23 protein-coding genes are annotated in these 22,674 nt (G+C 74.4%); 9 read left to right on the forward strand and 14 right to left on the reverse strand.

Annotated features, from left to right (window positions below; translation table 11 throughout):
• Position 1 precedes the first annotated feature (1 nt).
• Entirely contained in the window at positions 2-1,324 is a 1,323-nt protein-coding gene (locus tag ACQUFX_RS08575; protein ID WP_428966901.1) for an MFS transporter, read from the reverse strand.
• Positions 1,325-1,385: 61 nt separating this feature from the next.
• On the opposite strand from ACQUFX_RS08575, the gene ACQUFX_RS08580 reads away from it, so the two are divergent.
• The gene (locus ACQUFX_RS08580) at positions 1,386-2,141 is read left to right on the forward strand and encodes a DeoR/GlpR family DNA-binding transcription regulator (protein ID WP_428965488.1); all 756 of its coding nucleotides are present in this window, start codon (positions 1,386-1,388) and stop codon (positions 2,139-2,141) included.
• A 5-nt stretch (positions 2,142-2,146) separates the two neighbouring features.
• Positions 2,147-2,791, forward strand: coding sequence for an HAD family hydrolase (locus ACQUFX_RS08585; protein WP_428965489.1), 645 nt, complete (start codon positions 2,147-2,149; stop codon positions 2,789-2,791).
• A 223-nt stretch (positions 2,792-3,014) separates the two neighbouring features.
• Here ACQUFX_RS08585 and ACQUFX_RS08590 read toward each other — a convergent pair whose 3' ends face one another.
• Positions 3,015-3,209, reverse strand: coding sequence for a CsbD family protein (locus ACQUFX_RS08590; protein WP_428965490.1), 195 nt, complete (start codon positions 3,207-3,209; stop codon positions 3,015-3,017).
• A gap of 190 nt (positions 3,210-3,399) precedes the next feature.
• On the opposite strand from ACQUFX_RS08590, the gene ACQUFX_RS08595 reads away from it, so the two are divergent.
• The gene (locus ACQUFX_RS08595; RefSeq protein WP_428965491.1) at positions 3,400-3,864 is read left to right on the forward strand and encodes a hypothetical protein; all 465 of its coding nucleotides are present in this window, start codon (positions 3,400-3,402) and stop codon (positions 3,862-3,864) included.
• Positions 3,865-4,061: 197 nt separating this feature from the next.
• Here ACQUFX_RS08595 and ACQUFX_RS08600 read toward each other — a convergent pair whose 3' ends face one another.
• Both ACQUFX_RS08600 and ACQUFX_RS08605 read right to left on the reverse strand, forming a co-directional pair.
• On the reverse strand, positions 4,062-4,565 hold the full coding sequence (locus ACQUFX_RS08600; protein WP_428965492.1) for an Lrp/AsnC family transcriptional regulator: 504 nt from the start codon (positions 4,563-4,565) through the stop codon (positions 4,062-4,064).
• A 111-nt stretch (positions 4,566-4,676) separates the two neighbouring features.
• Positions 4,677-5,819, reverse strand: a complete 1,143-nt coding sequence (locus tag ACQUFX_RS08605) for an acyl-CoA dehydrogenase family protein (RefSeq protein WP_428965493.1) — start codon at positions 5,817-5,819, stop codon at positions 4,677-4,679.
• Between the two features lie 296 nt (positions 5,820-6,115).
• Between ACQUFX_RS08605 and ACQUFX_RS08610 the strand changes: the two genes are divergently transcribed.
• Both ACQUFX_RS08610 and ACQUFX_RS08615 read left to right on the forward strand, forming a co-directional pair.
• A complete protein-coding gene (locus tag ACQUFX_RS08610) occupies positions 6,116-7,261 on the forward strand; it encodes an SGNH/GDSL hydrolase family protein (protein WP_428965494.1) in 1,146 nt (381 codons plus the stop codon).
• 85 nt (positions 7,262-7,346) lie between these two features.
• Positions 7,347-8,264 (forward strand): 5'-3' exonuclease, encoded by a 918-nt coding sequence (locus tag ACQUFX_RS08615; protein WP_428965495.1) that lies wholly within the window; start codon positions 7,347-7,349, stop codon positions 8,262-8,264.
• Positions 8,265-8,319: 55 nt separating this feature from the next.
• Here ACQUFX_RS08615 and ACQUFX_RS08620 read toward each other — a convergent pair whose 3' ends face one another.
• Complete coding sequence (locus ACQUFX_RS08620) at positions 8,320-9,210, reverse strand: MHYT domain-containing protein (protein ID WP_428965496.1); 891 nt, start codon at positions 9,208-9,210, stop codon at positions 8,320-8,322.
• 176 nt (positions 9,211-9,386) lie between these two features.
• On the reverse strand, positions 9,387-12,173 hold the full coding sequence (locus ACQUFX_RS08625) for a DEAD/DEAH box helicase (RefSeq protein WP_428965497.1): 2,787 nt from the start codon (positions 12,171-12,173) through the stop codon (positions 9,387-9,389).
• Between the two features lie 77 nt (positions 12,174-12,250).
• On the opposite strand from ACQUFX_RS08625, the gene ACQUFX_RS08630 reads away from it, so the two are divergent.
• Together ACQUFX_RS08630 and ACQUFX_RS08635 are read left to right on the forward strand one after the other, a co-directional pair.
• Positions 12,251-13,027, forward strand: a complete 777-nt coding sequence (locus ACQUFX_RS08630; RefSeq protein WP_428965498.1) for an HAD family hydrolase — start codon at positions 12,251-12,253, stop codon at positions 13,025-13,027.
• Positions 13,028-13,107: 80 nt separating this feature from the next.
• Positions 13,108-13,830: a TetR/AcrR family transcriptional regulator gene (locus tag ACQUFX_RS08635; protein ID WP_428965499.1), complete on the forward strand. Its 723-nt coding sequence runs from the start codon at positions 13,108-13,110 to the stop codon at positions 13,828-13,830.
• A gap of 26 nt (positions 13,831-13,856) precedes the next feature.
• On the opposite strand, the gene ACQUFX_RS08640 is transcribed toward ACQUFX_RS08635, so the two are convergent.
• The 6 genes from ACQUFX_RS08640 to ACQUFX_RS08665 all read right to left on the reverse strand — a co-directional run bounded on the left by ACQUFX_RS08640 (position 13,857) and on the right by ACQUFX_RS08665 (position 18,728).
• Complete coding sequence (locus ACQUFX_RS08640; RefSeq protein WP_428966902.1) at positions 13,857-14,789, reverse strand: diacylglycerol kinase family protein; 933 nt, start codon at positions 14,787-14,789, stop codon at positions 13,857-13,859.
• Positions 14,790-14,947: 158 nt separating this feature from the next.
• Positions 14,948-15,898 (reverse strand): twin-arginine translocase subunit TatC, encoded by a 951-nt coding sequence (gene tatC / locus ACQUFX_RS08645; protein ID WP_428965500.1) that lies wholly within the window; start codon positions 15,896-15,898, stop codon positions 14,948-14,950.
• Positions 15,899-15,916: 18 nt separating this feature from the next.
• Positions 15,917-16,237, reverse strand: coding sequence for a Sec-independent protein translocase subunit TatA (tatA, locus tag ACQUFX_RS08650; protein WP_428965501.1), 321 nt, complete (start codon positions 16,235-16,237; stop codon positions 15,917-15,919).
• A 208-nt stretch (positions 16,238-16,445) separates the two neighbouring features.
• Complete coding sequence (locus ACQUFX_RS08655) at positions 16,446-16,694, reverse strand: hypothetical protein (RefSeq protein WP_428965502.1); 249 nt, start codon at positions 16,692-16,694, stop codon at positions 16,446-16,448.
• Between the two features lie 10 nt (positions 16,695-16,704).
• Entirely contained in the window at positions 16,705-17,733 is a 1,029-nt protein-coding gene (locus tag ACQUFX_RS08660; protein WP_428965503.1) for a helix-turn-helix transcriptional regulator, read from the reverse strand.
• Positions 17,730-18,728 carry a helix-turn-helix transcriptional regulator gene (locus ACQUFX_RS08665; RefSeq protein WP_428965504.1) on the reverse strand — a complete coding sequence of 333 codons (999 nt, stop codon included), beginning with the start codon at positions 18,726-18,728 and terminating at the stop codon, positions 17,730-17,732. The genes ACQUFX_RS08660 and ACQUFX_RS08665 overlap by 4 nt, the downstream gene beginning before the upstream one ends.
• Positions 18,729-18,884: 156 nt before the next feature.
• Between ACQUFX_RS08665 and ACQUFX_RS08670 the strand changes: the two genes are divergently transcribed.
• Both ACQUFX_RS08670 and ACQUFX_RS08675 read left to right on the forward strand, forming a co-directional pair.
• Positions 18,885-19,874 (forward strand): cation diffusion facilitator family transporter, encoded by a 990-nt coding sequence (locus ACQUFX_RS08670; protein ID WP_428965505.1) that lies wholly within the window; start codon positions 18,885-18,887, stop codon positions 19,872-19,874.
• Between the two features lie 44 nt (positions 19,875-19,918).
• A complete protein-coding gene (locus ACQUFX_RS08675; protein ID WP_428965506.1) occupies positions 19,919-21,004 on the forward strand; it encodes a DUF3866 family protein in 1,086 nt (361 codons plus the stop codon).
• Between the two features lie 19 nt (positions 21,005-21,023).
• On the opposite strand, the gene ACQUFX_RS08680 is transcribed toward ACQUFX_RS08675, so the two are convergent.
• Both ACQUFX_RS08680 and pafA read right to left on the reverse strand, forming a co-directional pair.
• Positions 21,024-21,221 carry a hypothetical protein gene (locus ACQUFX_RS08680; RefSeq protein WP_067366782.1) on the reverse strand — a complete coding sequence of 66 codons (198 nt, stop codon included), beginning with the start codon at positions 21,219-21,221 and terminating at the stop codon, positions 21,024-21,026.
• A gap of 60 nt (positions 21,222-21,281) precedes the next feature.
• Positions 21,282-22,640 (reverse strand): Pup--protein ligase, encoded by a 1,359-nt coding sequence (pafA, locus tag ACQUFX_RS08685; protein WP_067366786.1) that lies wholly within the window; start codon positions 22,638-22,640, stop codon positions 21,282-21,284.
• Positions 22,641-22,674 lie beyond the last annotated feature (34 nt).

A 22,674-nucleotide genomic window follows, 5' to 3' on the forward strand; every position in this document is an offset into this window, starting at 1 on the left:
GTCAGGCCACCCGCTCGACCCCGGCAACGGCTGCGCCCCCACCCTCCGCCGACAGGGGCCGGACGCTGCCGGCGACGAGAGCGGCCACACCGAGCAGAACGGCCACGGTGACCAGGGCACGCAGAACGGTGACCTGGTCACCGAGGAGACCCACGACGGGCGGGCCGGCGAGAAAGGCGCAGTAGCCGATCGAGGCGATGACGCTGACGCGGGCGGCGGCGCGGCGCGGATCGTCGCCGCCCGCGCTCATACCGACCGGAAAACCGAGAGAGGCGCCGAGACCCCAGAGCAGGGTTCCGGCGTACGCGAAGACGGGCGTGGGCCCGAAGACGAACAGGGCGACACCGACGATGCCGACGACGGCCAGGACACGCACGACCCGGGTACGGCCGTAGCGGCCGAGCAGCGCCGGGCCGTACCAGCGGCCGACGGTCATGGCGGTGAGGAACCCCGCGAAGGCGAGAGCACCGAGCGTGGCGGACACGTGGTGTCCGTCGATCGCGGCGACACTGATCCAGTCGTTGCCGACACCTTCGGCGAAGGCGAAGGCGAGGACGAACACACCGATGAGCAGGGTGCGGGGTTCTCGCCAGGCGGTCAGCGCGCCGCCCCGCCGTGCGGCTGCGACCAGGTCGGGTCGCGGGTCCTGATCGTCGGCGACGAAGTGCCGCGCCTGCCATACGACGCCGGCGACGACGAGGACGGCGACGACCGTCAGGTGAACGGCGACCGGCACGTGCAGGGCGACCACGGCGGCGCCGAGCAGGGCCCCGGCGACGGTGCCGAGGCTGAAGCCGGCGTGGAAGCGGGAAATGACCGACCGGCCGAGGTGGCGTTCCACCACGGTGCCCTGCACGTTCATCCCGACGTCCCAGGCCCCGTGGGCGAAGCCGAACAGGAACAACCCGATCACCAGCGGTACGACGCCGATCAGCGAGCCGAGCGCAGCGACGGTGAGGCCGACACCGAGCAGGACCGCCATCGCCGCGACGGTGCGCGACGAACCGGCCCGTGTGACCACCGGACCGGACAGGGGCAACGCGAGCAGGGAACCGGCCGCGAGCGCCAGCAGCACCAGACCCAGCGCGGACGCGTCGAGGTCGAGGCGGTCCCGGATCTGCGGAATCCGGGAAGCCCAGCTGGCGAAGCCGAACCCGGAACCGATGAACGCCGCATAGGTCGCGGTGGTGGCGGCACGGACCGCAGCCGGCGTGACGGCAGTGGCGGGGGTGGCCGTGATGGCGGTCATGGCGGTCCTTCCAGGCGGAGGAGAGGTGGGCGGAATCAGCCAACGACAAGCCGTTGCGAACATTGGAACGAACATATCAAACAACTAGAATGTTTGAAGTGTTGATTTATCCTCGACTGGAGTGTTCACTAGGGCCATGACGATCGTCGACCGGCACCGCCGGATCCTGGACGCCGTACAGCAGGCCGGTCAGCTCGGCGTCTCCGCCCTGGCCGAGCTGACCGGCACCTCCGAGATGACCGTGCGCCGCGACCTTGAACACCTCGCCGACCAGGGGATGCTCGAGCGGTACCGCGGCGGCGCCCGCAGCCTGACCCTGCGCGGTGAGGAGCCACCGTTCGCCGTACGGGCCCACGAGGACCGGGACGCCAAGCGCCGGATCGCGGCAGCCGTCGCCGACCTGATCGCCGACGGCGAGGCCGTCGTCCTGGACAGCGGCACCACCTGCCTGGAGGTCGCACGGCTGCTGCAACCCCGCCGGCTGACCGTCATGCCACTGTCCCTGCACGCGGCGAACGCCCTCACCGGTGGCCCGCAGCTACGACTGCTCCTGCCCGGCGGCGAACCCCGCCGCGAAGAACTCGCGCTCACCGGGCCCCTCACCGAGGCGTCGCTGGCCTCGCTGCGGTTCGACACCGCGATCCTCGGCTGCTGTGGCCTGACCGCCGACGGGCTGACCGCCTACGACCTCGCCGACGCGGCCATCAAGCGGGCTGCCATCGCCTCCGCCCACCGCGTCGTCGTGGCCGCCGACCCGAACAAGTTCACCCGCACCGCCCTGGCGTTCGTGGCACCGGTCTCCGCGCTCAGCCTGGTCGTCACCACCGCCGACGCAGCCGACGACGACACCAACGCCCTCACCGCCGCCGGCACCCACGTCCGGACGGTGTGACCACCATGCCCGACGTCATCCTCTTCGACCTCTTCGGTGTCATCGCACACCAGCAGCCCCCAGCCGACCGACGCGCGCTGGTCGCGACCGCCGACGTGCCCACCACCGCCTTCTGGGACGTCTACTGGCGGCTGCGCCCCCCGTACGACCGCGCAGAGGTCACCGGCGCTGAATACTGGCGTCAGGTCGCCACCGCACTCGGCACCACCTTCACCGACGACCGGATCACCGCGCTCATCGCCGCGGACATCGCCAGCTGGAACGCCGTCGACCCCGACATGACCGCGCTCCTCGCGCAGGCCGCCACCGCCGGTACGCGGCTGGCGCTGCTGTCGAACATCCCCGAAGACCTGGCCGCCCACTACGAACAGCACCACGGTCACTGGCTGCGCCACCTCGACGTCATCGGCTTCTCCTGCCGCATCGGCCACGCCAAACCCGAACCCGAAGCCTTCCGGTGGTGCTGCCGGGAACTCGGTGTCACTCCCGACCGGATCCTGTTCGTCGACGACCGCGCCGAGAACGTCACCGCCGCGCAGCGCCTCGGAATGCGCACCCACCACTTCGCCGGCCCCGCAGCGTTGCAGCACGAGATCAACCAGACGCGGCCACGGCCGGTCGGGCGGCACGGCACCACCCGAGTCGGGTAACAGCGGACAGTCCGCACCGACCCGTCAAGCCGAGATCAGTCCCCCACCCTTGACGGTGCGGCGGTGAAGCCAAGGGGTGCTCGTGTGCGTTCGTGCGAATGGTTGTCGTGGTGGCGGGGTGGGGATCACCTCGCGTAGGGCGTCCTAGGACACTAGTGGAAAGGGTGAAGACACCGAAGCGGGCGGGCCCGAGTCCGACTCGGGCCCGCCCGCGGTCGTCCGGTCACCGGGTGAACGCGTCCCGCGCGTTGCGACCCGCGTCCTTGACGTGCTCACCCGCCTGCCGGGCGCGCGCCTCGGTCTGCTCGCTGGCACCCTCGGCCCGCATCCGCTCGTTGTCGGTCATGTCGCCGACCCGCTCCTTGGCGGCGCCTGCGAGCTCCTGGGCCTTGTTCTTCGCCTTGTCGGTGAAGCTCATCTCGCACTCCCTCTGCTCCGGCGTTCGGGCCGCTTTCGGCCCTCGTCACCTGGCATGCCCCGACCGCGCCGGACGGAAACCTCCCCCGGCCCGCCGCCCCGCCACACCACCAGCCCCACCGGTCGCGTGACACCTTGCCCACAGGACCTTTACTGGGAGTCGGCGTCGACATCGGGACGGGGAGGGTGACATGCCGGCAGTACGGGATGTCGTACGGGACGTCGTGGCGAAGGTGGCCCCCCAGGAGCTGCCCCTGGTGGACGGCCTCGCCGCCTACGACGACGACACGGTCATCCGCCGGCTCGGCCGCGCCGGCCCCCGCCGCGAGCCCCTCGGCTTCGGCTGGGGCGAGGTCGTCGGCCTGCTCACCCCGGTGGTGTGGCTCGTCCTCGACCAGGTCGCCCAGCGCCTCACCGGCGCCGCCGTCGACGAGGCGACCGACCGCGGCCGGGGGCTGCTGCGCCGGCTCGTCCGGGCTCGCCGGGCCCCCGCGACCATTCCGCCCCTGACCGCCGACCAGCTCCCCGAGGTCCGCCAGGAGGTGTGCGACCTGCTCGTCCGCCGAGGAGTGGCCGCACCGACCGCCACCGAGATCGCCGACGCGGTCCTGCGCCGACTCGACCCGGACCCCGACGCCCCCCGCCCCGCCCCGTGACCGGACGCCGCGCAGCGGCCTCCGTCGACGAGCGGGCCCTCAGCGCGGGTACCACCGCCCGGTTCGCCCTCCTGTCGCCCTGGGTGGATCGTGAGCGGTGGGGTGGCACTCACCCGCCAGGCCGTCCTAGGAGGCTGGGTGGCAGGGTCGACCGGCGCGGATCCGCACCGGTCGGGGCGCGGTGGGCGCGGGGTGGGTCACCCCGTCGGGGCGGCGGTGTCCCCGGTCGGGCGGGGGCGCGGGCGCGGGGAGCGCTCGACGCCGATCCTCGGCGGGCGACCCTCGTACGGTGTGGAGAGCACCACCGTGGTCCGGGTGGTCACGTTCGCCGCCGTGCGGATCTCCTGCAGCACCCGTTCCAGGTCCGCCGGGCTGGCCACCCGGATCAGCAGCAGGTAGTTGTCCTCCCCCGCCACCGAGTAGCAGGAGTCGATCTCCGGCAGGTGGGCCAGCCGCTCCGGGGCGTCGTCGGGCTGCGACGGGTCGAACGGCCGGATCGCCACGAACGCGGTCAACGGCAGGTCCAGCGCCTCGAACGACACCCGGGCCGCGTACCCCCGGATCACGCCGCGCTGCTCCAGCCGACGGACCCGCTGGTGCACCGCGGACACCGACAGACCCACCTTCTCCGCCAGGTCGGTGTACGACAGCCGACCGTCAGCGGTCAGCGCGGTGACGATGGCGCGGTCGATCTCCTCCACGGCGAGCAACCTACCCGCAAACCCGCTCCCCCGCGACGGCATACCCGCCGAAGCCGGAAACACCCGGCGACCGGGCGGGCGCGCACGACACCCGGCCGCCGGTGCCGGTGCTCAGCCCCGCGCCAGGGCGCGGGAGATCACCAGGCGCTGGATCTGGTTGGTGCCCTCGACGATCTGGAGCACCTTCGCCTCCCGCATGTACCGCTCCACCGGGTGGTCGGCGACGTACCCGGCGCCACCGAGGACCTGCACCGCGTCGGTGGTCACCCGCATCGCCATGTCGGTGGCGAACAGCTTCGCCTTGGCCGCCTCGATGGAGTACGGCCGGCCGGTGTCCCGCAGCCGGGCGGCGTGCAGGGTCAGCGCGCGGGCGGCGGAGATCTGGGTGGCCAGGTCGGCGAGGGTGAAGCCCAGCCCCTGGAAGTCGATGACCGCCCGGCCGAACTGCCGCCGCTCCCGCGCGTAGCCGACCGCGTAGTCGAGGGCGGCCTGGGCCAGACCGACGGCGCAGGCGGCGATGCCGAGACGGCCCGAGTCCAACGCGGACATGGCGATGGTGAAGCCCATCCCCTCCCAGCCGATCAGCCGGTCGGCGGGGATCCGGGCGTCGTCGAAGGCGATCTGGGCCACCGGCGAGGACCGCAGGCCCATCGTCTTCTCCGCCGCCTGCGGGGTGAGACCGGGGGTCTCCCGGTCGGCGAGCAGGCAGGAGATGCCCTTGGGGCCCGGTCCGCCGGTGCGGACGAAGACGTTGTAGAAGTCGGCGACCCGGGCGTGGGTGATCCACGCCTTGGTGCCCGAGACGAGGTACCGGTCGCCGTCGCGGACCGCCCTGGTGGTCAGGGCCGCCGCGTCGGAGCCGCCCTGCGGCTCGGAGAGGCAGTACGCGCCGAGCAGTTCCCCGCCGACCATGTCGGGCAGCAGCTTGCGCTGGTCCTCGGTGCCGAACTGGGCGACCGGCTGGCAGGACAGGGTGTGCACGCTGACCGCCTCGGCCACGGCGAGCCACCGGCCGGCCAGGATCTCCAGCACCTGGAGGTAGACCTCGTACGGCTGGGCGGCGCCGCCGTACTCCTCGGGGTACGGCAGGCCGAGCAGTCCGGCCCGTCCCAGGGTGCGCAGCACCTCGCGGGGGAACTCGGCACGCTGCTCGTACTCCGTCACCCGGGGGGCGAGTTCCCGGTCGGCGAGTTCGGTGACGAGGTCGAGCAGGTCGTGGGCCTCGTCGCTGGGGAGGATGCGGTCGACAGTCATGGCGCGGTGAGCTCCGTCGGGGTGCTGATGAGCCACGGCCCGCCGGTCGGGGTTCCGCACGACGGGGTGGGTCTCCCCCGCCGGGCCGCCGGGCGGTGGCGTGGGCCCCACCTGCTCAGCTTAACGCTCGTTCGGTTACCGGCCCAGTCGGTGGACCCGGCAACCTGCGCCGCCCCGGAGGTGCGGCCCCGGAGACGCGCCGGGGCGTTGTGCGGACCCCCGGCGCGGACTACCGTCACCGTAGGACATCGACGAACGCCACTTCCTGTGGGTGTGCCCGGTGTGGAGGAGGGGACGTGACGCCGACCCGGCTCGTCGCGACGCTGGTCGCGCTGCTGACGACCGCACTGCCCGGCGCGGCCGAGGCGGCCGTGGGCACGGCCCGGTGCGCCGGCCGCGCCCCGGACGCCGCCTGTCCGCCGCCGTCGCCGGTGCTGGCCGGCGCGCACACCGCCGGCCGGGTCACCGTCACCGGCGACCAGGTCCGGTACAGCTGGCCCGGGATCTCCTTCGAGGGCCGGTTCCGGGGCACCGGCGTCGGGATCGTCCTCGACGACGCCGTCAACGACTACGACGTGCACCTCGACGGCGGGCTGGTGGCCACCCTGGTCACCCCGGGACGCACCACCCACTGGCTCACCGGCCTGCCCGACGGCCGGCACACCGTACGGCTGGTCAAGCGCACCGAGAGCACCTGGACCGCCGGGGCGTTCGGCGGGTTCGTACCCGCCCCCGGCGGGCGGATCCTCGACCCGCCGCGGCCCCGTACCCGGCAGATCGAGTTCATCGGCGACTCGAACACCGCCGGGTACGGCAACATGTCCACCACCCGGGAGTGCACCGACGAGGAGGTCACCCGGCGCACCAACACCGACCTCACCTTCGCCGCCCGCACGGCCCGACGCCTCGGCGCCGACTACCAGGTCAACGCGTACTCCGGGTTGGGGATGGTGCGCAACTACGGCGGCCACAGCCCCGGCACCAGCTACCGCACCTACTACGAGCGGGCCCTGCTCGCCGACGACGGCGACGTCTGGGCCCGGCCGGCGACCTGGCGACCGCAGCTCGTGGTGGTCGCCCTCGGCGCCAACGACTTCTCCACCGCGCTGGGCCCCGACGAGCCGTGGACGCCGGAGAGCCTGGTCACCGCCTACCGGGAGGCGTACCACGGCTTCCTGGACACGCTACGGGCCCGGTACGGCCGGGCCACGACGATCGTGGTGATGGCCACCGCGCTGCCGAACACCACCGACTTCGCCGAGGCCGCCGAACGGGTCGCCCGGGAGCGCGTCGCACGCGGCGACGACCGGATCCGCTACTGGTACCACGACAACGCCGGGGTGGACCTGCTCGGCTGCCACTGGCACCTGTCCCTGCGCGACCACCAGCTCACCGCCGACCGGCTCGGCGCGTACCTGGACACCCTGCCGCTGCGCTGGTGACCCACCCCGCCTCGGGGCGCGGCGGCGACCCGCCGGGTGGCCGGCGGCGCGACTTTCGTCGGTGGGGTGTGCCAGGCTGTCCGGCGTGGCAGACCGACCCCTGTTGCTCGTCGACGCGCCGAGCCTGTACTTCCGCGCCTACTTCGGCATCCCCGAGTCCGCGGCCCGGACCGCCGACGGCCAGCCGGTCAACGCGGTACGCGGCTTCCTGGACATGATCGCCTCGCTGGTCCGCACCCGGCGGCCCGACCGGCTCGTCTGCGCCCTCGACCACGACTGGCGACCGCAGTGGCGGGTGGACCTGCTGCCGTCGTACAAGGCGCACCGGGTCGCCCCGGAGGGCGGCGAGGTGGTGCCGGACACGCTCAGCCCCCAGGTGCCGATGCTGCTGGAGGTGCTCGCCGCGGTCGGGATCACCGCGGTCGGCGCCACCGGCTACGAGGCCGACGACGTGCTCGGCACCCTGGCGACGACCCAGCCCGCGCCGGTGGAGGTGGTCTCCGGCGACCGGGACCTGTTCCAGCTCGTCGACGACGCCCGGGGCGTGCGGCTGCTCTACGTCGGGCGGGGCGTGGCCAAGCTCGACGACTGCGACGACGCCGCCGTCCGCGCCCGGTACGGGGTGCCGGCCAGCGGGTACGCCGACTTCGCCGCGCTGCGCGGCGACCCCAGCGACGGCCTGCCCGGGGTGGCCGGGGTCGGGGACAAGACCGCCGCCCGGCTGATCGACCGGTACGGCAGCCTCGCCGGCGTCCTCGCCGCCCTCGACGACCCCGGCTCCGGGTTCGCCCCCGGGCTGCGCGGCAAGCTGGTCGCCGCCCGCGACTACCTCGCCGTGGCGCCCCGGGTGGTCCGGGTGGCCCGCGACGTGCCGCTGCCGGAGCTGCCCACCGCGCTGCCCGACGCGCCGGCCGACCCGCAGCGGCTGCTGGAGCTGGCCGAGCGGTGGAACCTCGCCGGCTCGTGCCGCCGCCTGGTCGACGCGCTCACCGGGAACGCCTGACGCCGGCGCGGCGACCCGGCGACGACCCGCAGCCGTGCCGCCGGCACCGGTCCGGTCAGCCCTGCGGTGGGGGCGGGGTGCGGCGGGACGGGAACGGCGTGCCCGGCCGGCCGAGGGTGGAGCGTCCCCGCAGCCCGACCGGGTCCGGCGGGGGTGGCGGGGCGGCGGCCGGGCCCACCGCCGAGACGCGGGCGTCCAGGTACGCCGTCGCGGCCCGGTCCTCCTCGGTGGGGGCGGCGATCAGCGCGTACACCAGCCCGACCACCACGAAGATGACCGCCAGGACGATGGGGGTCAGCAGGCTGCTCACCCCGGCCCCGGCCACCTCGCCGGTGCCCGGGTGCAGGTGCACCGACAGGGCGCTCATCCCGGTGAAGTGCATGCCGTTCACCGCGATCCCCATGACCAGCGCCGACCCGGCGATCGCCAGTGGTCGCCGGACCGTCATCGCCAGCCACAGCGCCACCGTGGCGGCCACCACGGCGATCACCACCGACGCCACCACCCGCAGGGTGTCGTAGGTGAAGCTGCCGTTGAGCCGCATCGCGCCCATGCCGGTGTAGTGCATCGCGGCCACCCCGGCCCCGGTGAACAGCCCACCGGTCAGCACCCGGAGCACGGAGAGCCGGCCGGTGCCCACGATGACCAGGCCCATCCCGACCGCGGCCACGGCGATCACCGTGCTGGCGATGGTGATCGGCACGTCGTAGCGGATCCGGGTGCCCGGCACCGCGAAGCCGAGCATGGCCATGAAGTGCATGGACCAGATGGCGGTGCCGCCGAGCGCCCACGCGCTCAGCAGTCCCCACCAGGCGCGCTGCCGCGGACTGGAGGCGGTCCGGATCCGCCCGGCGCAGACCAGCCCCAGGACCGAGCCGAGCACCGACAGGGCGAAACTGAGCGCGGGTGTTATCCACCCGTATTCGAAATGACTGATCTCGGCCACGGCGAAGCGTCCCCCCACAGGATTGTTACCGGCGCGTAGTATCCGCGCGCCGCACCATATGATGGCCGCCCCTGTGACCAGGGACAACAGTCCACTCAGGCACAATTCGGCGGGTACCGCGCCGATGACCGTCCGATGCGTCGGTTGGGCCTGTCCGGACGGTTCGACGCAGGGGGTCAGGCGGTGGCGTGGTACGCCAGTACGCCCCGGTTCACGGCGGCGATCGCCTGCCGGGCGGTGGCCCGCAACTCGGTCGACGCGCCACCGGAGTCGGCGAGCTGGCCGAGCAGGTCGACCACCTGCCGGGCCCACCGCACGAAGTCCCCGGCGGGCATCTCGCCGTCGACCTGGTGGCCGCTGGCCAGCACCTTCGCCAGGGCCTCGCCGCGGGCCCAGCGGTAGATCGGCCAGGCGAAGCCGAGATCCGGCTCACGGGTCACGGCCAGCCCCCGGGCGGCCTCCTCGGCCTCGATCCCGCTCCACAGCTTCAACGTCTCGTCGACCGCGTCGGCCACCGCGCCCCGGGGCAGCGAGGCCCGCTCGTCGGTGTCCCGGCGGGCCTCGAAGACGACCACCGAGACGGCCGCGGCCAGCTCCGCCGGGGCCAACCCGTCCCACACCCCGGCCCGCAGGCACTCGGCGACCAGCAGGTCCGCCTCCGACCAGATCCGGCCGAGCATCCGGCCGGCGTCGGTGACCGTCCCGTCGGCGGTGAGGTACCCCTTGGCGGTGAGCAGCGCGACGATCCGGTCGAAGGTCCGGGCCAGCGACCCGGTCCGCCCGGCGACCCGCTGCCGCAGTTCCTCGGTGTCGCGTTCCAGCCGGCGGCGGCGCTCCGCCCAGCGGGCGTGCTCCTCCCGGTCCGGGCAGGCGTGACAGGGGTGCCGGCGCAGTTCGTCGCGCAACAGGGTGAGCCGGTGGTCCTCGCCGGTGCCCCGGCCCCGGCTGCGGCGGCTGCCCCGCCGGTCCAGACCGGTGCCGCTGACCTGGGCGGCGAGGTCCCGGCGGGCGGCCGGCGAGCGGTGGTTGAAGTGCTTCGGCACCCGGATGCGGGCGAGCACCTCGGCCGGGGTGGTGAAGTCGGCCGGGGTGACCCGCCCGGCCCAGCGGTCCTGGGTGAGCACCAGCGGACGGGGCTCGCCGAACCCGCCGGTGGCCGGGTCGAGCACCACCGCCAGTCCGGCCCGGCGGCCCGACGGGATGCGGATCACGTCACCGACCCGCAGCCGCTCCAGCGCCGTCACCGCCTGGGCCCGGCGCTGGTGCTGACCCTGGCGGGCCAGGGACCGCTCCCGGTCGGCGATGGCCACCCGCAGCCCGAAGTACTCGTCGAAGTCGCCGTGGTGGCACTCGGCCTCCACCGCGTACGCCTCGACGGTCTCGGTGTTGCGCTGCACCTGCCGGGCCAGGCCGACCACCGACCGGTCGGCCTGGAACTGGGCGAACGAGGACTCCAGCAGCGCCCGCGCCGGCTCGACGCCGACCGAGCCGACCAGGTTGACCGCCATGTTGTACGAGGGCCGGAAGCTGGACCGCAGCGGGTACGTGCGGGTGGAGGCCAACCCGGCCACGTGCCGGGGGTCGGTCTCCGGGGACCACACCACCACGGCGTGCCCCTCCACGTCGATGCCGCGTCGCCCGGCCCGGCCGGTGAGCTGGGTGTACTCCCCCGGGGTCAGGTCGACGTGCGCCTCGCCGTTGTACTTGACCAGCCGCTCGAGCACCACGCAGCGGGCCGGCATGTTGATCCCCAGCGCCAGCGTCTCGGTGGCGAAGACCGCCTTGACCAGGCCCCGGACGAACAGCTCCTCGACGACCTCCTTGAAGGCGGGCAGCATCCCGGCGTGGTGGGCGGCCAGGCCGCGCTCCAGCCCGTCGAGCCACTCCCAGTAGCCGAGCACCGACAGGTCCTCGCCGGGGATGGCGGTGACCCGGGACTCGACCACCCGGCGGATCTCCGCCCGCTCCTCCGGGGAGGTCAGCCGCAGCCCGGCGGCGAGGCACTGCTGCACGGCGGCGTCGCAGCCGGCCCGGCTGAAGATGAACAGGATCGCCGGCAGCAGCCCCTCCCGGTCGAGCCGGTCGACGATGTCCGGACGCAGCGGGCCCCGCCAGCGTGGACCGCGCCGCCCCCAGCCGGCCCCGCCGCCCCGGCCGTCGCCGACCTCCAGGCGACGCAGCGTGTCCCGGGTGTAGCGCAGCAACTCCGGGTGGACGTCGTGCTTGCGGGCGGCGTCGGCGTCGTGGAACAGGTCGAACATCCGCTTGCCGACCAGCATGTGCTGCCACAGCGGCACCGGGCGGTGCTCGCTGACCACCACGGCCGTCTCGCCGCGCACGGTGACCAGCCAGTCGGCGAACTCCTCGGCGTTGGAGACGGTCGCCGAGAGCGAGACCAGGGTGACCGAGGCGGGCAGGTGGATGATCACCTCTTCCCACACCCCGCCCCGGAACCGGTCGGCGAGGTAGTGCACCTCGTCCATCACCACGTACGCCAGGCCGTCCAGCGTCGCCGAGCCGGCGTAGAGCATGTTGCGCAGCACCTCGGTGGTCATCACCACCACCGGGGCGTCCCCGTTGATCGCGTTGTCGCCGGTGAGCAGGCCGACCTGCGCGGCGCCGTAGCGCTCCACCAGGTCGTGGTACTTCTGGTTGGACAGCGCCTTGATCGGGGTCGTGTAGAAGCACTTGCGCCGGGCCGGGGCCGGCCCGTCGGCGGCCGGCGGCGCGGGCGTGCCGCGCAGCGCCAGGTGGACGGCGAACTCCCCGACCACGGTCTTGCCGGCGCCGGTCGGGGCGCAGACCAGCACCCCGCTGCCCCGCTCCAGGGCCTGGCAGGACTCCCGCTGGAAGTCGTCGAGGTCGAACCCCACCTGGAGGGCGAACTCGTCCAGCGCCGGGAACTCGCTGGCCTGGGCGGCACGACGGCGCGCCGCGGCGTACCGCTCGGCGGGACTCGACATGGCACCAAGATTAGTGTGTCCCCGAACGGAGCACCCCCCAAGGCCGTCCGCCGCAGCCGTCGGAGGGGGTCGGTAGGGTGCACGGCGTGTCGGACCATGCCGAACCGCCCACGCCCCGCGCCGCCGGTGCCCCCGATGTCCACCGCCGGCCCGTCGCGGCGGTCCTCTTCGATTTCCACGGCACCCTCGCCCAGGTGGAGGAGCCCCGCGAGTGGGTGCTCGCCGCCGCGCGCACCTGCGGGGTCACCCTGGACCCGATCCGGGCCACCGCGCTGGCCGACCGGCTGGTGATGGCCGGCCGGGCGGGTGGGCCGCTGCCGGCCCGGGTGCCGCCCCGGCTGGCCGAGCACTGGGCCGACCGGGACCTCTACGAGCACGCGCACCGGGCGGCGTACACCGGGCTGGCCGAGACGGTCGACACCGGCATCGACGGGCTCGCCGAGGCGCTCTACGAGCGGGTGCTGGTCGCCGACGGCTGGGTGCCGTACCCGGACACCGCGCCGACCCTGGCCGCGCTGCGGGCCGCCGGGGTGAAGGTCGCGGTGGTGAGCAACATCGGCTTCGACCTCCGCCCGTTCTTCGCCGCCTGGGGGCTCGCCGACCTGGTCGACGCGTACGCGCTCTCCTACGAGGTGGGGCGCTGCAAGCCCGACCCGGGGATCTTCCTGCGGGCCTGCGGGATGCTCGGGGTCGACCCCGAGGAGGCGTTGATGGTCGGCGACACCCCGGCCGACGCGGGGGCGGTCGGGGCGGGGTGCGCGGTGCTGGTGCTCCCGGCCACCGGGCCGGGCCGGGCCACCGGTCTCGGCGCGGTGCTGGACCTGGCGTTGCCCGCCGCCCGGTCGGGCGGCTGACCTGCGGCGAACACCGCTAACCGACAGCTGTTAGCACTGTCGGTTAGCGGTGTTGTCACGGTCGGGTTATCGTCGCCGTCATGATCACCCCGGCGGGTTCGTCCCGCGACCGGATCGTCCGGGCCGCCGCCACGCTGCTCGCCGAGGGCGGCCGGGAGGCGGTCACCACCCGGGCCGTGGGCCGGGCCGCCGGCGTGCAGGCGCCGACGATCTACCGCCAGTTCGGTGACATGCCCGGCCTGCTCGACGCGGCGGTCAGCTACCGCCTCGCCGCCTACCTGCACGCCGAGAGCGCCGGCGACCTCACCGGCGACCCCGTCGACGACCTGCGGCGGGGCTGGGACGTGCAGGTCGGCTTCGGGCTGGCCGAGCCGGCCTGCCACGCCCTGATGTACGGCGACCCGACCCGCACCCCCACCGCCGCCCGGGTCGCCGCCGACATCCTGCACCAGTTGGTGCACCGGGTCGCCGAGGCGGGCCGGCTGCGGGCCGGCGTGGCCGAGGCGACCGGGATGCTGCACGCCGCCGCCGGCGGGGTCACCCTCGCGCTGATCCGCGCCGCGCCGGACCGGCGCGACCCCGCCCTGTCCACCCGCACCCGGGAGGCGCTGCTGGCCAGCCTGGTCACCGACTCGGTGGCGGCCCGCGCCGTCTCCGCCGCCGCCGACCCGGTCCGGCACGCGATCGCCCTGCGCACCGCCCTCCCCCACCTCCCCGGCGACCTCACCCCCGCCGAACGCGCCCTGCTCACCGAATGGCTGGACCGCCTCACCCGCGCCCCGGCCCCCGACCCGCCGCGCTGAGCACCGGCCCGGCGGCGGGACGGCGGTCAGTGCAGCAGACGCAGGGCGGTGGGGGTGGCGGTGGCGGTGAGGGGGAGTTCGAGGGCACGCTCGCCGTCGGCGTACGTGGTGATGCCCTCGGCGGACAGTTGCACCGTCCGGGCCCGGTAGCTGCGCACCAGCGGGTGCCCGACGTGGGTGCCCCGGTAGATGCGCGGCTTGACGCGCAGCAGGGTACGCCGGTCGAACCGGCCGCCGACCACCACGTCCAGCAGCCCGTCGGTCGGGTCGGCGGCCGGGCAGACCCGCATCCCCCCGCCGTAGCTGGCGCAGTTGCCCACCGCCACCAGCACCGCGTCGACCTCGTGCGGGACACCGTCGAGGCGCAGCGTGTACCGGCGGGGCCGTAGCCGGGCCAGTTCCACCAGGATCGCCAGGTCGTACCGGCGCGGACCGCGCGGCCAGCGCATCCGGTTGGCGCGCTCGTTGACGACGGCGTCGAAGCCGGCCGCGAGGACCGCGCCGAACCAGCGGGTCGTGCCGTCGGCCCCGGTCAGCCGGGCCAGGTCCACCGGCCGGCTCCGGCCGGCCCGCAGGGCCACGACGATCGCGTCGGCCGCCGCCACCGGGTCCGCCGGGGCGCCGGTGTCGGCGGCGAAGTCGTTGCCGGTGCCCGCCGGCACCACCCCGAACGGCACCGTCGTGCCGGCCACCGCCTGCAGGGCCCGGTGCACGGTGCCGTCCCCGCCGACCGCCACCAGGGCGCCCGCCCCGTCGGCGAGCGCGGCGTGGCAGGCGGCCTCGGCCTCGGCGGCGGTGCCGGCGTCGAGCAGCCGTACCGGGCGGCCGGCCGCCGACAGCCGCCGGACCAGGTCGGGCAGCAGGTCACGGTGCCGACGCCGGGCGGCCGACGGATTGACCAGGACGGCGACGGGGCCGTCGACGGGCGACGATCGGTCGGGGGCGGTCACGGGCAGCACCGTACCCGCCGAACGGGCTCCCCGGCAGTCCGCGCCCACCCCCGGTCTCCCGCCCCTGGTGGCGAGGCCGGCCCGCCGCTGGCGGGACCCGGCGGCGCAGACGTCGACGGCCCGCCCCGGAGGTTCCCGGGACGGGCCGTCGACGAGCGTCGGGCGGCTCAGGTCACGTCGTCGTAGCGGCGCTCGATCGGCGCCGGCCCGGCGATCGGCTCCGGCGCGGCGATCGGGCTCGCCGCCTCGATCCGCTCGCCGGCCCGCACCGGCTCCCGGTCCACCTCCAGCGGGGACGCCTCGTCGTCGTCCACACCGGCGTAGATCTCCTTGCCCCGGCCCCGGCGCCGGTCGTTGAGGAAGGCCACCCCGACCGCGACGAAGTAGAGCAGGGAGAGGCACAGCGCCAGCAGCGTCATGCCGAACGGCCCCGGGTCCGGGGTCGCCACCGCCGCGAACGCGAAGCAGATGAAGACCACGACCCGCCACCAGCTCAGCAGCCGGCGGGCGCTGACCACCCCGGTGAAGTTGAGCATCAGCAGGGTGAGCGGGAACTCGAACGCCACGCCGAAGAGCAGGATCATGGTCGTGACGAAGGATATGTACCGGGTCACCTCCAACTGCGAGTCGGCGCCCGTGACACCCGACTCCAGCAGGAACGCCAGGCCCTTGTCGACCACGAAGAACGCCAGCGCCGCGCCCGCGGCGAACAGCGGCGCCGCGATCGCCACGAAGACGTACGCCCACTTGCGCTCGTGCCGGTGCAGGCCGGGCGCGATGAACGCCCAGAGCTGGTAGAGCCAGACCGGGCCGGCGATGATCAGGCCGATCCAGAGCGCCAGCTTGAGCTTGAGGATGAAACCGTCCGCGGGCGCCAGCATGAGGAACTTCTGGCACTCGCCGTCGACCATCATCCCCGGCAACCGGCAGTACGGCTGCTTGAGCAGGTCGAACGCCGGCTGGGCGAGCAGGTAACCGCCGATCAGCCCGACCACGATCGCCAGGGAGGCGCGGAACAAGCGGTTACGCAGCTCGCGGATGTGCTCGACGAGGGTCATCGAGCCGTCGGCGGCCCGTTCGAAGTTGCTCGGACCGCGCTTCAAGAGGGCGAAGGCCACCGGAGTCGGGCCCTTCGGTCAGTTGTCGCGGACCCGCTGCACCGGGTCGGCGACCGGAGGTGCGTACGGCTGCTGCTGCGGGTGGTACGGCTGCTGCCCGGCGGGCGGCGCGTACGGCTGGCCCTGCACGGTCTGCGGGGGCACCGGCTGGTAGCCGGCCTGCGCGTCGGCCTTCTCGGCCAGGTCGCCGCGCTCCTCCTGCAGGCTCTTCGTCTCGGCCTTGATGATCCGCAGCGACCGGCCGAGCGAGCGGGCCGCGTCCGGGAGCCGCTTCGCGCCGAAGAGCAGGATCAGCACGACCACGAGTACGGCGATGTGCCACGGCTTGAGGGCACCCATGGGAAGCTCCAGTCGCTCTGTGTGTCTGCCAGGGTGGGTCGCAGCCCATCGTACGTGCGTTCCGGGCTGTTGCCACCCGCCGGGGCGGTGGTGGTTCGTCCCGGCCGGTGAAGTCTCGACCAACCCGGGTTGTCCCGTCAACCACCTGCCCGGATCCGCTCCGGACGGCCCGTCGGACCGGATCGGGCCCGATCACGACCCCGGTCGATCAGCCGCCACGCTTGGCATTGATCACGGCGACCCGGCGCTGGGCGGTGTCGAGCTTCTCCTGGAGGGCCTCGGCCCGCTGCTGGAGCGCCTCGGCCGACGCGGTCAGCGCCTGCGCCTGCGCGGCCTGCCGTTGCAGGGTCAACGCGGCCCGCCGCAGCCCCGGCAGCCGGGTCAGCACCGGACGCACCGCCAGGGCCAGCACGACCAGGGCGAGGAACACCACCGCGAGGACGATCCAGGTCACCACGGCGGTCAGCCTACCGGCCGGCCCAGCTCCCCGCCGGGTCGGCCACCGCCACCGCGACCGGCGGCAGCGGGGTGGCGTAGGCGTCGAGGGCCGCGACGGCCTGGGCGCGGACCTGGTCGGCCAGCTCGGCCGGGGCGACCACGGTGACGTCCGGGCCGAGACCCAGCACGAACCGGCGGGCCCACCCCAGGTCGGTGACGCGCAACGAGACCAGCCACCGGTCGCCGTCGCCGGGCTCGACCCGCTCGCACGGGTAGTACTCGGTGATCCACCGCTCGCCCCGGCCGATCCGCAGGGTGATCAGCGGCAGGTCCGGCGCCGGCCGGAACACCCCGTCGGTCAGGTCGGCGGGCCGGGCCCGCGACGGCACCACGGCCGCCTCGTCCAGCTCGGTGAACGCGTCGATCCGGTCGGCCCGGAACAGCCGGACCGCCTCGGCCCGCCGGCACCACGCCTCGACGTACGCCCGGCCGCTGACCGACAGCATCCGCAGCGGGTCGATGATCCGCTCGGTGCTCTCGTCCCGGGCCGCCGTGTAGTACGTGATCCGCAGCGCCCGACCCCGCTGCACCGCGTCGCGCAGCTCGCGCACCCGCTCGGTGTCCCCCGGCAGCTGCACCGCCACCGGGGCGCCGACCAGGTCACCGGCGGCGTTCTCGATCTTCGCCAGGGCGCGTTCCACCGCGTCCCGGTTGGCCACCCCGGGGGTCTCGGCGAGCATCCGCAGCGCCACCACCAGGGCCAGCGCCTCGTCCGGGGTGAGCCGCAACGGCCGGTCGATGCCGGCGTCGTAGGTGATGGTGACCCGGTCCCCGTCGAAGGCCATGTCGATCAGGTCACCCGGGCCGTACCCGGGCAGCCCGCAGACCCACAGCAGCTCCAGGTCCTCCCGGAGCTGCCGCTCGGTGACGCCCAGGTCACCGGCCGCCTCGGCGATCTCGATACCGGGCCGGGCCAGCAGGTACGGCACCAGGTTGAGCAGCCGGGCCAGCCGGTCGGCGGAGGCCCGGGAGCCGCCCCGGGCAGCCGGCCGGGTCACCGGGCACCCCCGGCGGTCACCAGTTCCTCGTGCCGGGCGGCGATCTCCCGCAGCCGGGCGACGACCGCCTCCCGCAACTCCGGTGGCTCGACCACCCGCACGTCCGGCCCGTACCCGACGAGTTGCCCGGCGAGGGACTCCGGATCGGCGTACGGCAGCACCAGCCGGTCCCCGTCCGGCCCGCTGCTGCTTCGCACCGCCCAGCGGCGCAGCCCGGCGGCCCGCCCGGGGAGCACCAGGACGGTCGCCCGCCCGGTCCGCTCCACCGGCCCCGACCAGCGGGCCACGTGACTGATCAGGTCGAGGCCGGCCGGGGGCTGGTAGGCGCCCGGCGCGCCCGTCGGCCGGACCGCCCCGACCACCCGGGACAGCCGGAAACAGCGGGTGGCGTCCCGGTCCAGGTCGTGCCCGACCACGTACCAGCGGCCCCGCCAGCAGACCACTCCCCACGGTTGCAGGCGGCGGCGCGTCGGCGCGTCCCCGTCGGGCACCCGGTAGTCGAAGCTCACCTCGCGGCGGTCCCGCGCGGCGGCGGTCAGCGGCGCGAACGCCGGGTCGACGGTGACCATCGGCTCCAGGCCCAGGGTCGCCTGCGGGTCGACGTCCACCCCGGCGGCGCGCAGCTTCGCCAGCCCCGAGGAGGCGGCGGCGGCCAGCCCGGCGTGCTGCCACAACCGCGCGGCGATACCCACCGCGGCGGCCTCGTCCGGCTCCAGCGGGATGTCGGGCAGGGCGTACTCGCGGGGGGCGATCCGGTATCCCGGCTCGGTGTCGAAGACACTCGCCGTCCCGGTCTCCAGCGGCACGCCCAACTCGCGCAGCTCGGCCTTGTCCCGCTCGAACTTGCGCTGGAAGGCCTCGTGGTCCTTCGGATCGTCGGGGTCGTGCTCGTAGCCGGGCACGGTCGCGGCGATCTGCGCGGCGGTCAGGAACCGTCGCGTGGACAGCAGGCAGATCACCAGGTTGACCAGGCGCTCGGTGCGGTTCCGCGACACGTGCAAACGCTAGCAGCCCGCCCGGCGGCCACGTGCACCCGCACGGGCTCGGCGGGCCGCGTACCCGCTCAGGTGCGGTGACCAGGCCGACCACGCCGGCGCGCGGCGGTCGGCGTCCCGGTCCGGGCGGGCCCCACCCGGTCGTAGGGTTCTCCCATGGCGCACCCGAGCGTGCGGGCGGAGAGCACCGGCACGGTCGTCGTGGCCGGGCTGGCGAACCTCGTCGTCGCCGTCGCCAAGCTCGTCGCCGGGTTGATCTCCGGGTCCGCCGCGATGCTCTCCGAGGCGGCCCATCCGGTCGCCGACACCACCACCGAGGCGTTGCTCTTCCTGGCGCTGCGACGCGGCGCCCGGCCGGCCGACGTGCGACACCCCTTCGGGTACGGCAAGGAGAGCTACGTCTGGGCGTTCCTGGCCGCGCTGTTCACCTTCGTCGCCGGCGCCGGTTTCGCCGTCACCCACGGTGTCACCACCATCCTGGTCCACGAGCACAGCGGCGACTACCTGTCGTCGTACGTGGTGCTGGCGGTCGCCTTCGTCGCCGAGTCGGTGTCGCTGGCCCGCGCCCGGCGCCAGGTGCGGGGCGAGGCCCGGCGGTGGCGTACCACCCCCCGCCGGTTCCTGCGGCTCACCCCCGACACCACCGTCAAGGCGGTCGTCCTCGAGGACAGCGCCGCCCCGGTCGGACTGCTCCTGGCCGCCGTCGGGCTCGGTCTGTCCCAGCTCACCGGCGACGAACTGTACGACGGCCTCGCCTCGGTCCTGATCGGCGTGCTGCTGCTGGTGGTCGCCGGCACCCTCGCGCACAGCAACATCACCCTGCTGGTCGGGCGGGCGGTGCCGCAGCGGCTGCACCACGAGATCGAACGCGAACTGGCCGCCCTGCCCGCCGTGGAACGGGTCGACACCCTGCTCACCATGCAACTCGGACCGGTGGACATCCTGGTCGCCGCCAAGGTCGACTTCGACGACGACGCCAGCGGGGCCGACATCGAGACCACCGCCGACGCGGCGGAACGCCGGCTCACCGGCCGGTACCCGGAGATCCGGTACGTCTTCCTCGACCTCAGCCCCTCCGCGCCCGGCGCGGACGGCCGGCACGCCCGGCACACCCAGGTCGACCCGCCGCCGGCCGGCGAGCCGTGACCCCGGACGCCACCGGGCGCGGCGGCGGCGCTAGCGTGCCGGGCATGGTGCGATGGCGGTCCGGGACGGTCACGGCGCTGCGCCGGCAGTGGGCCGGCGCGGTGGAACTCGACGTGCGACTGCCCGACGGCGCCGGCATGCGCGCCCTGGCCTACCCCGACCTGGTCGGCCGGCCGGAGCCCGGCGACCGGGTGCTGCTCAACGCCGGCGCGCTGCTGATGGGCCTCGGCACCGGCGGGTACGCCCTGGTGGTGGCCCTGCCCGACCGGCTGCCGCCGGACCCGCCGCAGGCGCTGGACAGCCGCGACGCCGGGCACCTGGTCAAGGCGCGCTACACCCCGCTGCAACCCATCCTGCTCGGCGTGGACGAGGAGGCCTCCCCGCACCGGGCGGTGCTCGCCGCCGCCGACGGCCTGGACGGGCTGCCGGTGGTCACCGCCGACCTGCACTCCGCGCTGCCGGCCGTGCTCGCCGGCATCCACGCCGACGCCCCCGACGCCCGGGTCGCCTACCTGCTCACCGACGGCGGAGCGCTGCCCGCCTGGTTCTCCCGCACCCTGGCCGGGCTGCGCGACCACCTGGCCGGCACGATCAGCGTCGGGCAGGCGTTCGGCGGCGACCTGGAGGCCGCCACCCTGCACACCGGCCTGCTGGCCGCCCGGCACGTGCTGCACGCCGACGTCGCGATCGTCGCGCAGGGCCCCGGGAACCTCGGCACCGGCACCCGGTGGGGCTTCTCCGGGGTCGCCGTCGGCGAGGCGGTCAACGCGGTCGCCGTGCTCGGCGGGCGGCCCGTCGGCTCGCTGCGGATCTCCGACGCCGACCCCCGCCCCCGGCACCAGGGCGTGTCCCACCACAGCCTCACCGCGTACGGGCGGGTCGCGCTCGCCCCCGCCGACCTGGTGGTGCCCGAGGGACTCGACCCGGCCCTGGCCGCGCGGGTCGACGCGGCGCTCGGCCCGCTGGCCGACCGGCACCGGGTCGTCCGGGTGCCGACCGAGGGGCTGGACGCCGCGCTGCGGGCCACGCCGGTGCCGCTGTCGACCATGGGCCGGGGCCTGGCCGCCGACCACGCCTACTTCCTGGCCGCCGCCGCCGCCGGGCGGCACGCCGCCGCACTGGCCGGCTGACCCGCCGCCGGGGCGGGCCTCAGACCAGGAAGATCAACGCCAGCCAGGCGCCGACCATCGCCGCCAACGCGACCGCCAGCACCCAGGTCGGCACCGTGTACTCGCCGCGCCGGTTGCGCTCGATCTCGGCCCGGATCTTCTCCCGGCGCCGATCCACCCAGTTACGGGGCTTGGCGTCGTCGTCGGAGGACCGGTCGGCAGGCTGAAAACTCGTCATGACCCGGCAAGCGTACCGGTGGACGGCCGACCGCCCACCGGTACGCCCGAGCCACGCGGGTCACATGCTGGCGATCAACCGCTCCACCCGCTCGTCGTACGCCCGGAACGGGTCCTTGCAGAGCACCGTGCGCTGCGCCTGGTCGTTGAGCTTCAGGTGCACCCAGTCGACGGTGAAGTCCCGCCGCTTCTCCTGGGCGTGCCGGATGAACTCGCCCCGCAGCCGGGCCCGGGTGGTCTGCGGCGGGGTCTCCTTCGCCTCGAAGATCTCCGGGTCGGTGGTCACCCGGTCCACCTGACCGCGCCGCTCCAGCAGCCCGTACAGGCCCCGCCCCCGGCGCAGGTCGTGGTAGGCCAGGTCCATCTGGGCCACCCGGGGGTGCGACAACGGCAGGTCGTGCTTGCGCTGGTACCGCTCGATCAGCCGCAGCTTCGTCACCCAGTCGATCTCCCGGGCCACCGGGTCCAGGTCACCGGTCTCCACCGCGCGCAGCACCCGGCCCCACAACTCCACCACCCGCTTGGCGGTCTGGTCCCCGCCCCGGCGCTCGACGAACTCCGTCGCCTTGGCCAGGTACTCCTGCTGGATCTCCAGCGCGCTGACCTCCTTGCCGGAGGCCAGCCGCACCTTGCGCCGGCCGGTGATGTCGTGCGACACCTCCCGGATCGCCCGGATCGGGTTCTCCAGGGACAGGTCCCGCATCACCACCCCGGCCTCGATCATCCGCAGCACGATGTCCGCCGTGCCGACCTTGAGCAGCGTGGTGACCTCGTTCATGTTGGAGTCACCGACGATCACGTGCAGCCGCCGGTACCGCTCGGCGTCGGCGTGCGGCTCGTCCCGGGTGTTGATGATCGGCCGGCTGCGGGTGGTCGCCGAGGAGACCCCCTCCCAGATGTGCTCCGCCCGCTGCGACAGGCAGTACACCGCGCCCCGGGGGGTCTGGAGCACCTTGCCCGCGCCGCAGATGAGCTGCCGGGTGACCAGGAACGGGATCAGCACGTCGGCCAGCCGGCCGAACTCGCCGTGCCGGGACACCAGGTAGTTCTCGTGGCAGCCGTACGAGTTGCCGGCCGAGTCGGTGTTGTTCTTGAACAGGTAGATGTCCCCGGCGATGCCCTCGTCGTGCAACCGCTTCTCCGCGTCGACGAGCAGCCCCTCCAGGATCCGCTCACCGGCCCGGTCGTGGGCCACCAGGTCCACCACCGAGTCGCACTCCGGGGTCGCGTACTCCGGATGGGACCCCACGTCCAGATACAGCCGGGCCCCGTTGCGCAGGAACACGTTGCTCGACCGGCCCCACGACACCACCCGCCGGAACAGGTATCGGGCGACCTCGTCGGGGGACAGCCGCCGCTGGCCCCGGTAGGTGCAGGTGACGCCGTACTCGGTCTCGAGGCCGAAGATTCGCCGCTCCATGATGTGACATTAGCCGCCCGAGGCACCAGATGGG

Source organism: Micromonospora fluostatini, assembly GCF_050410825.1.
In the GTDB taxonomy this organism is placed as follows: domain Bacteria; phylum Actinomycetota; class Actinomycetes; order Mycobacteriales; family Micromonosporaceae; genus Micromonospora; species Micromonospora rosaria.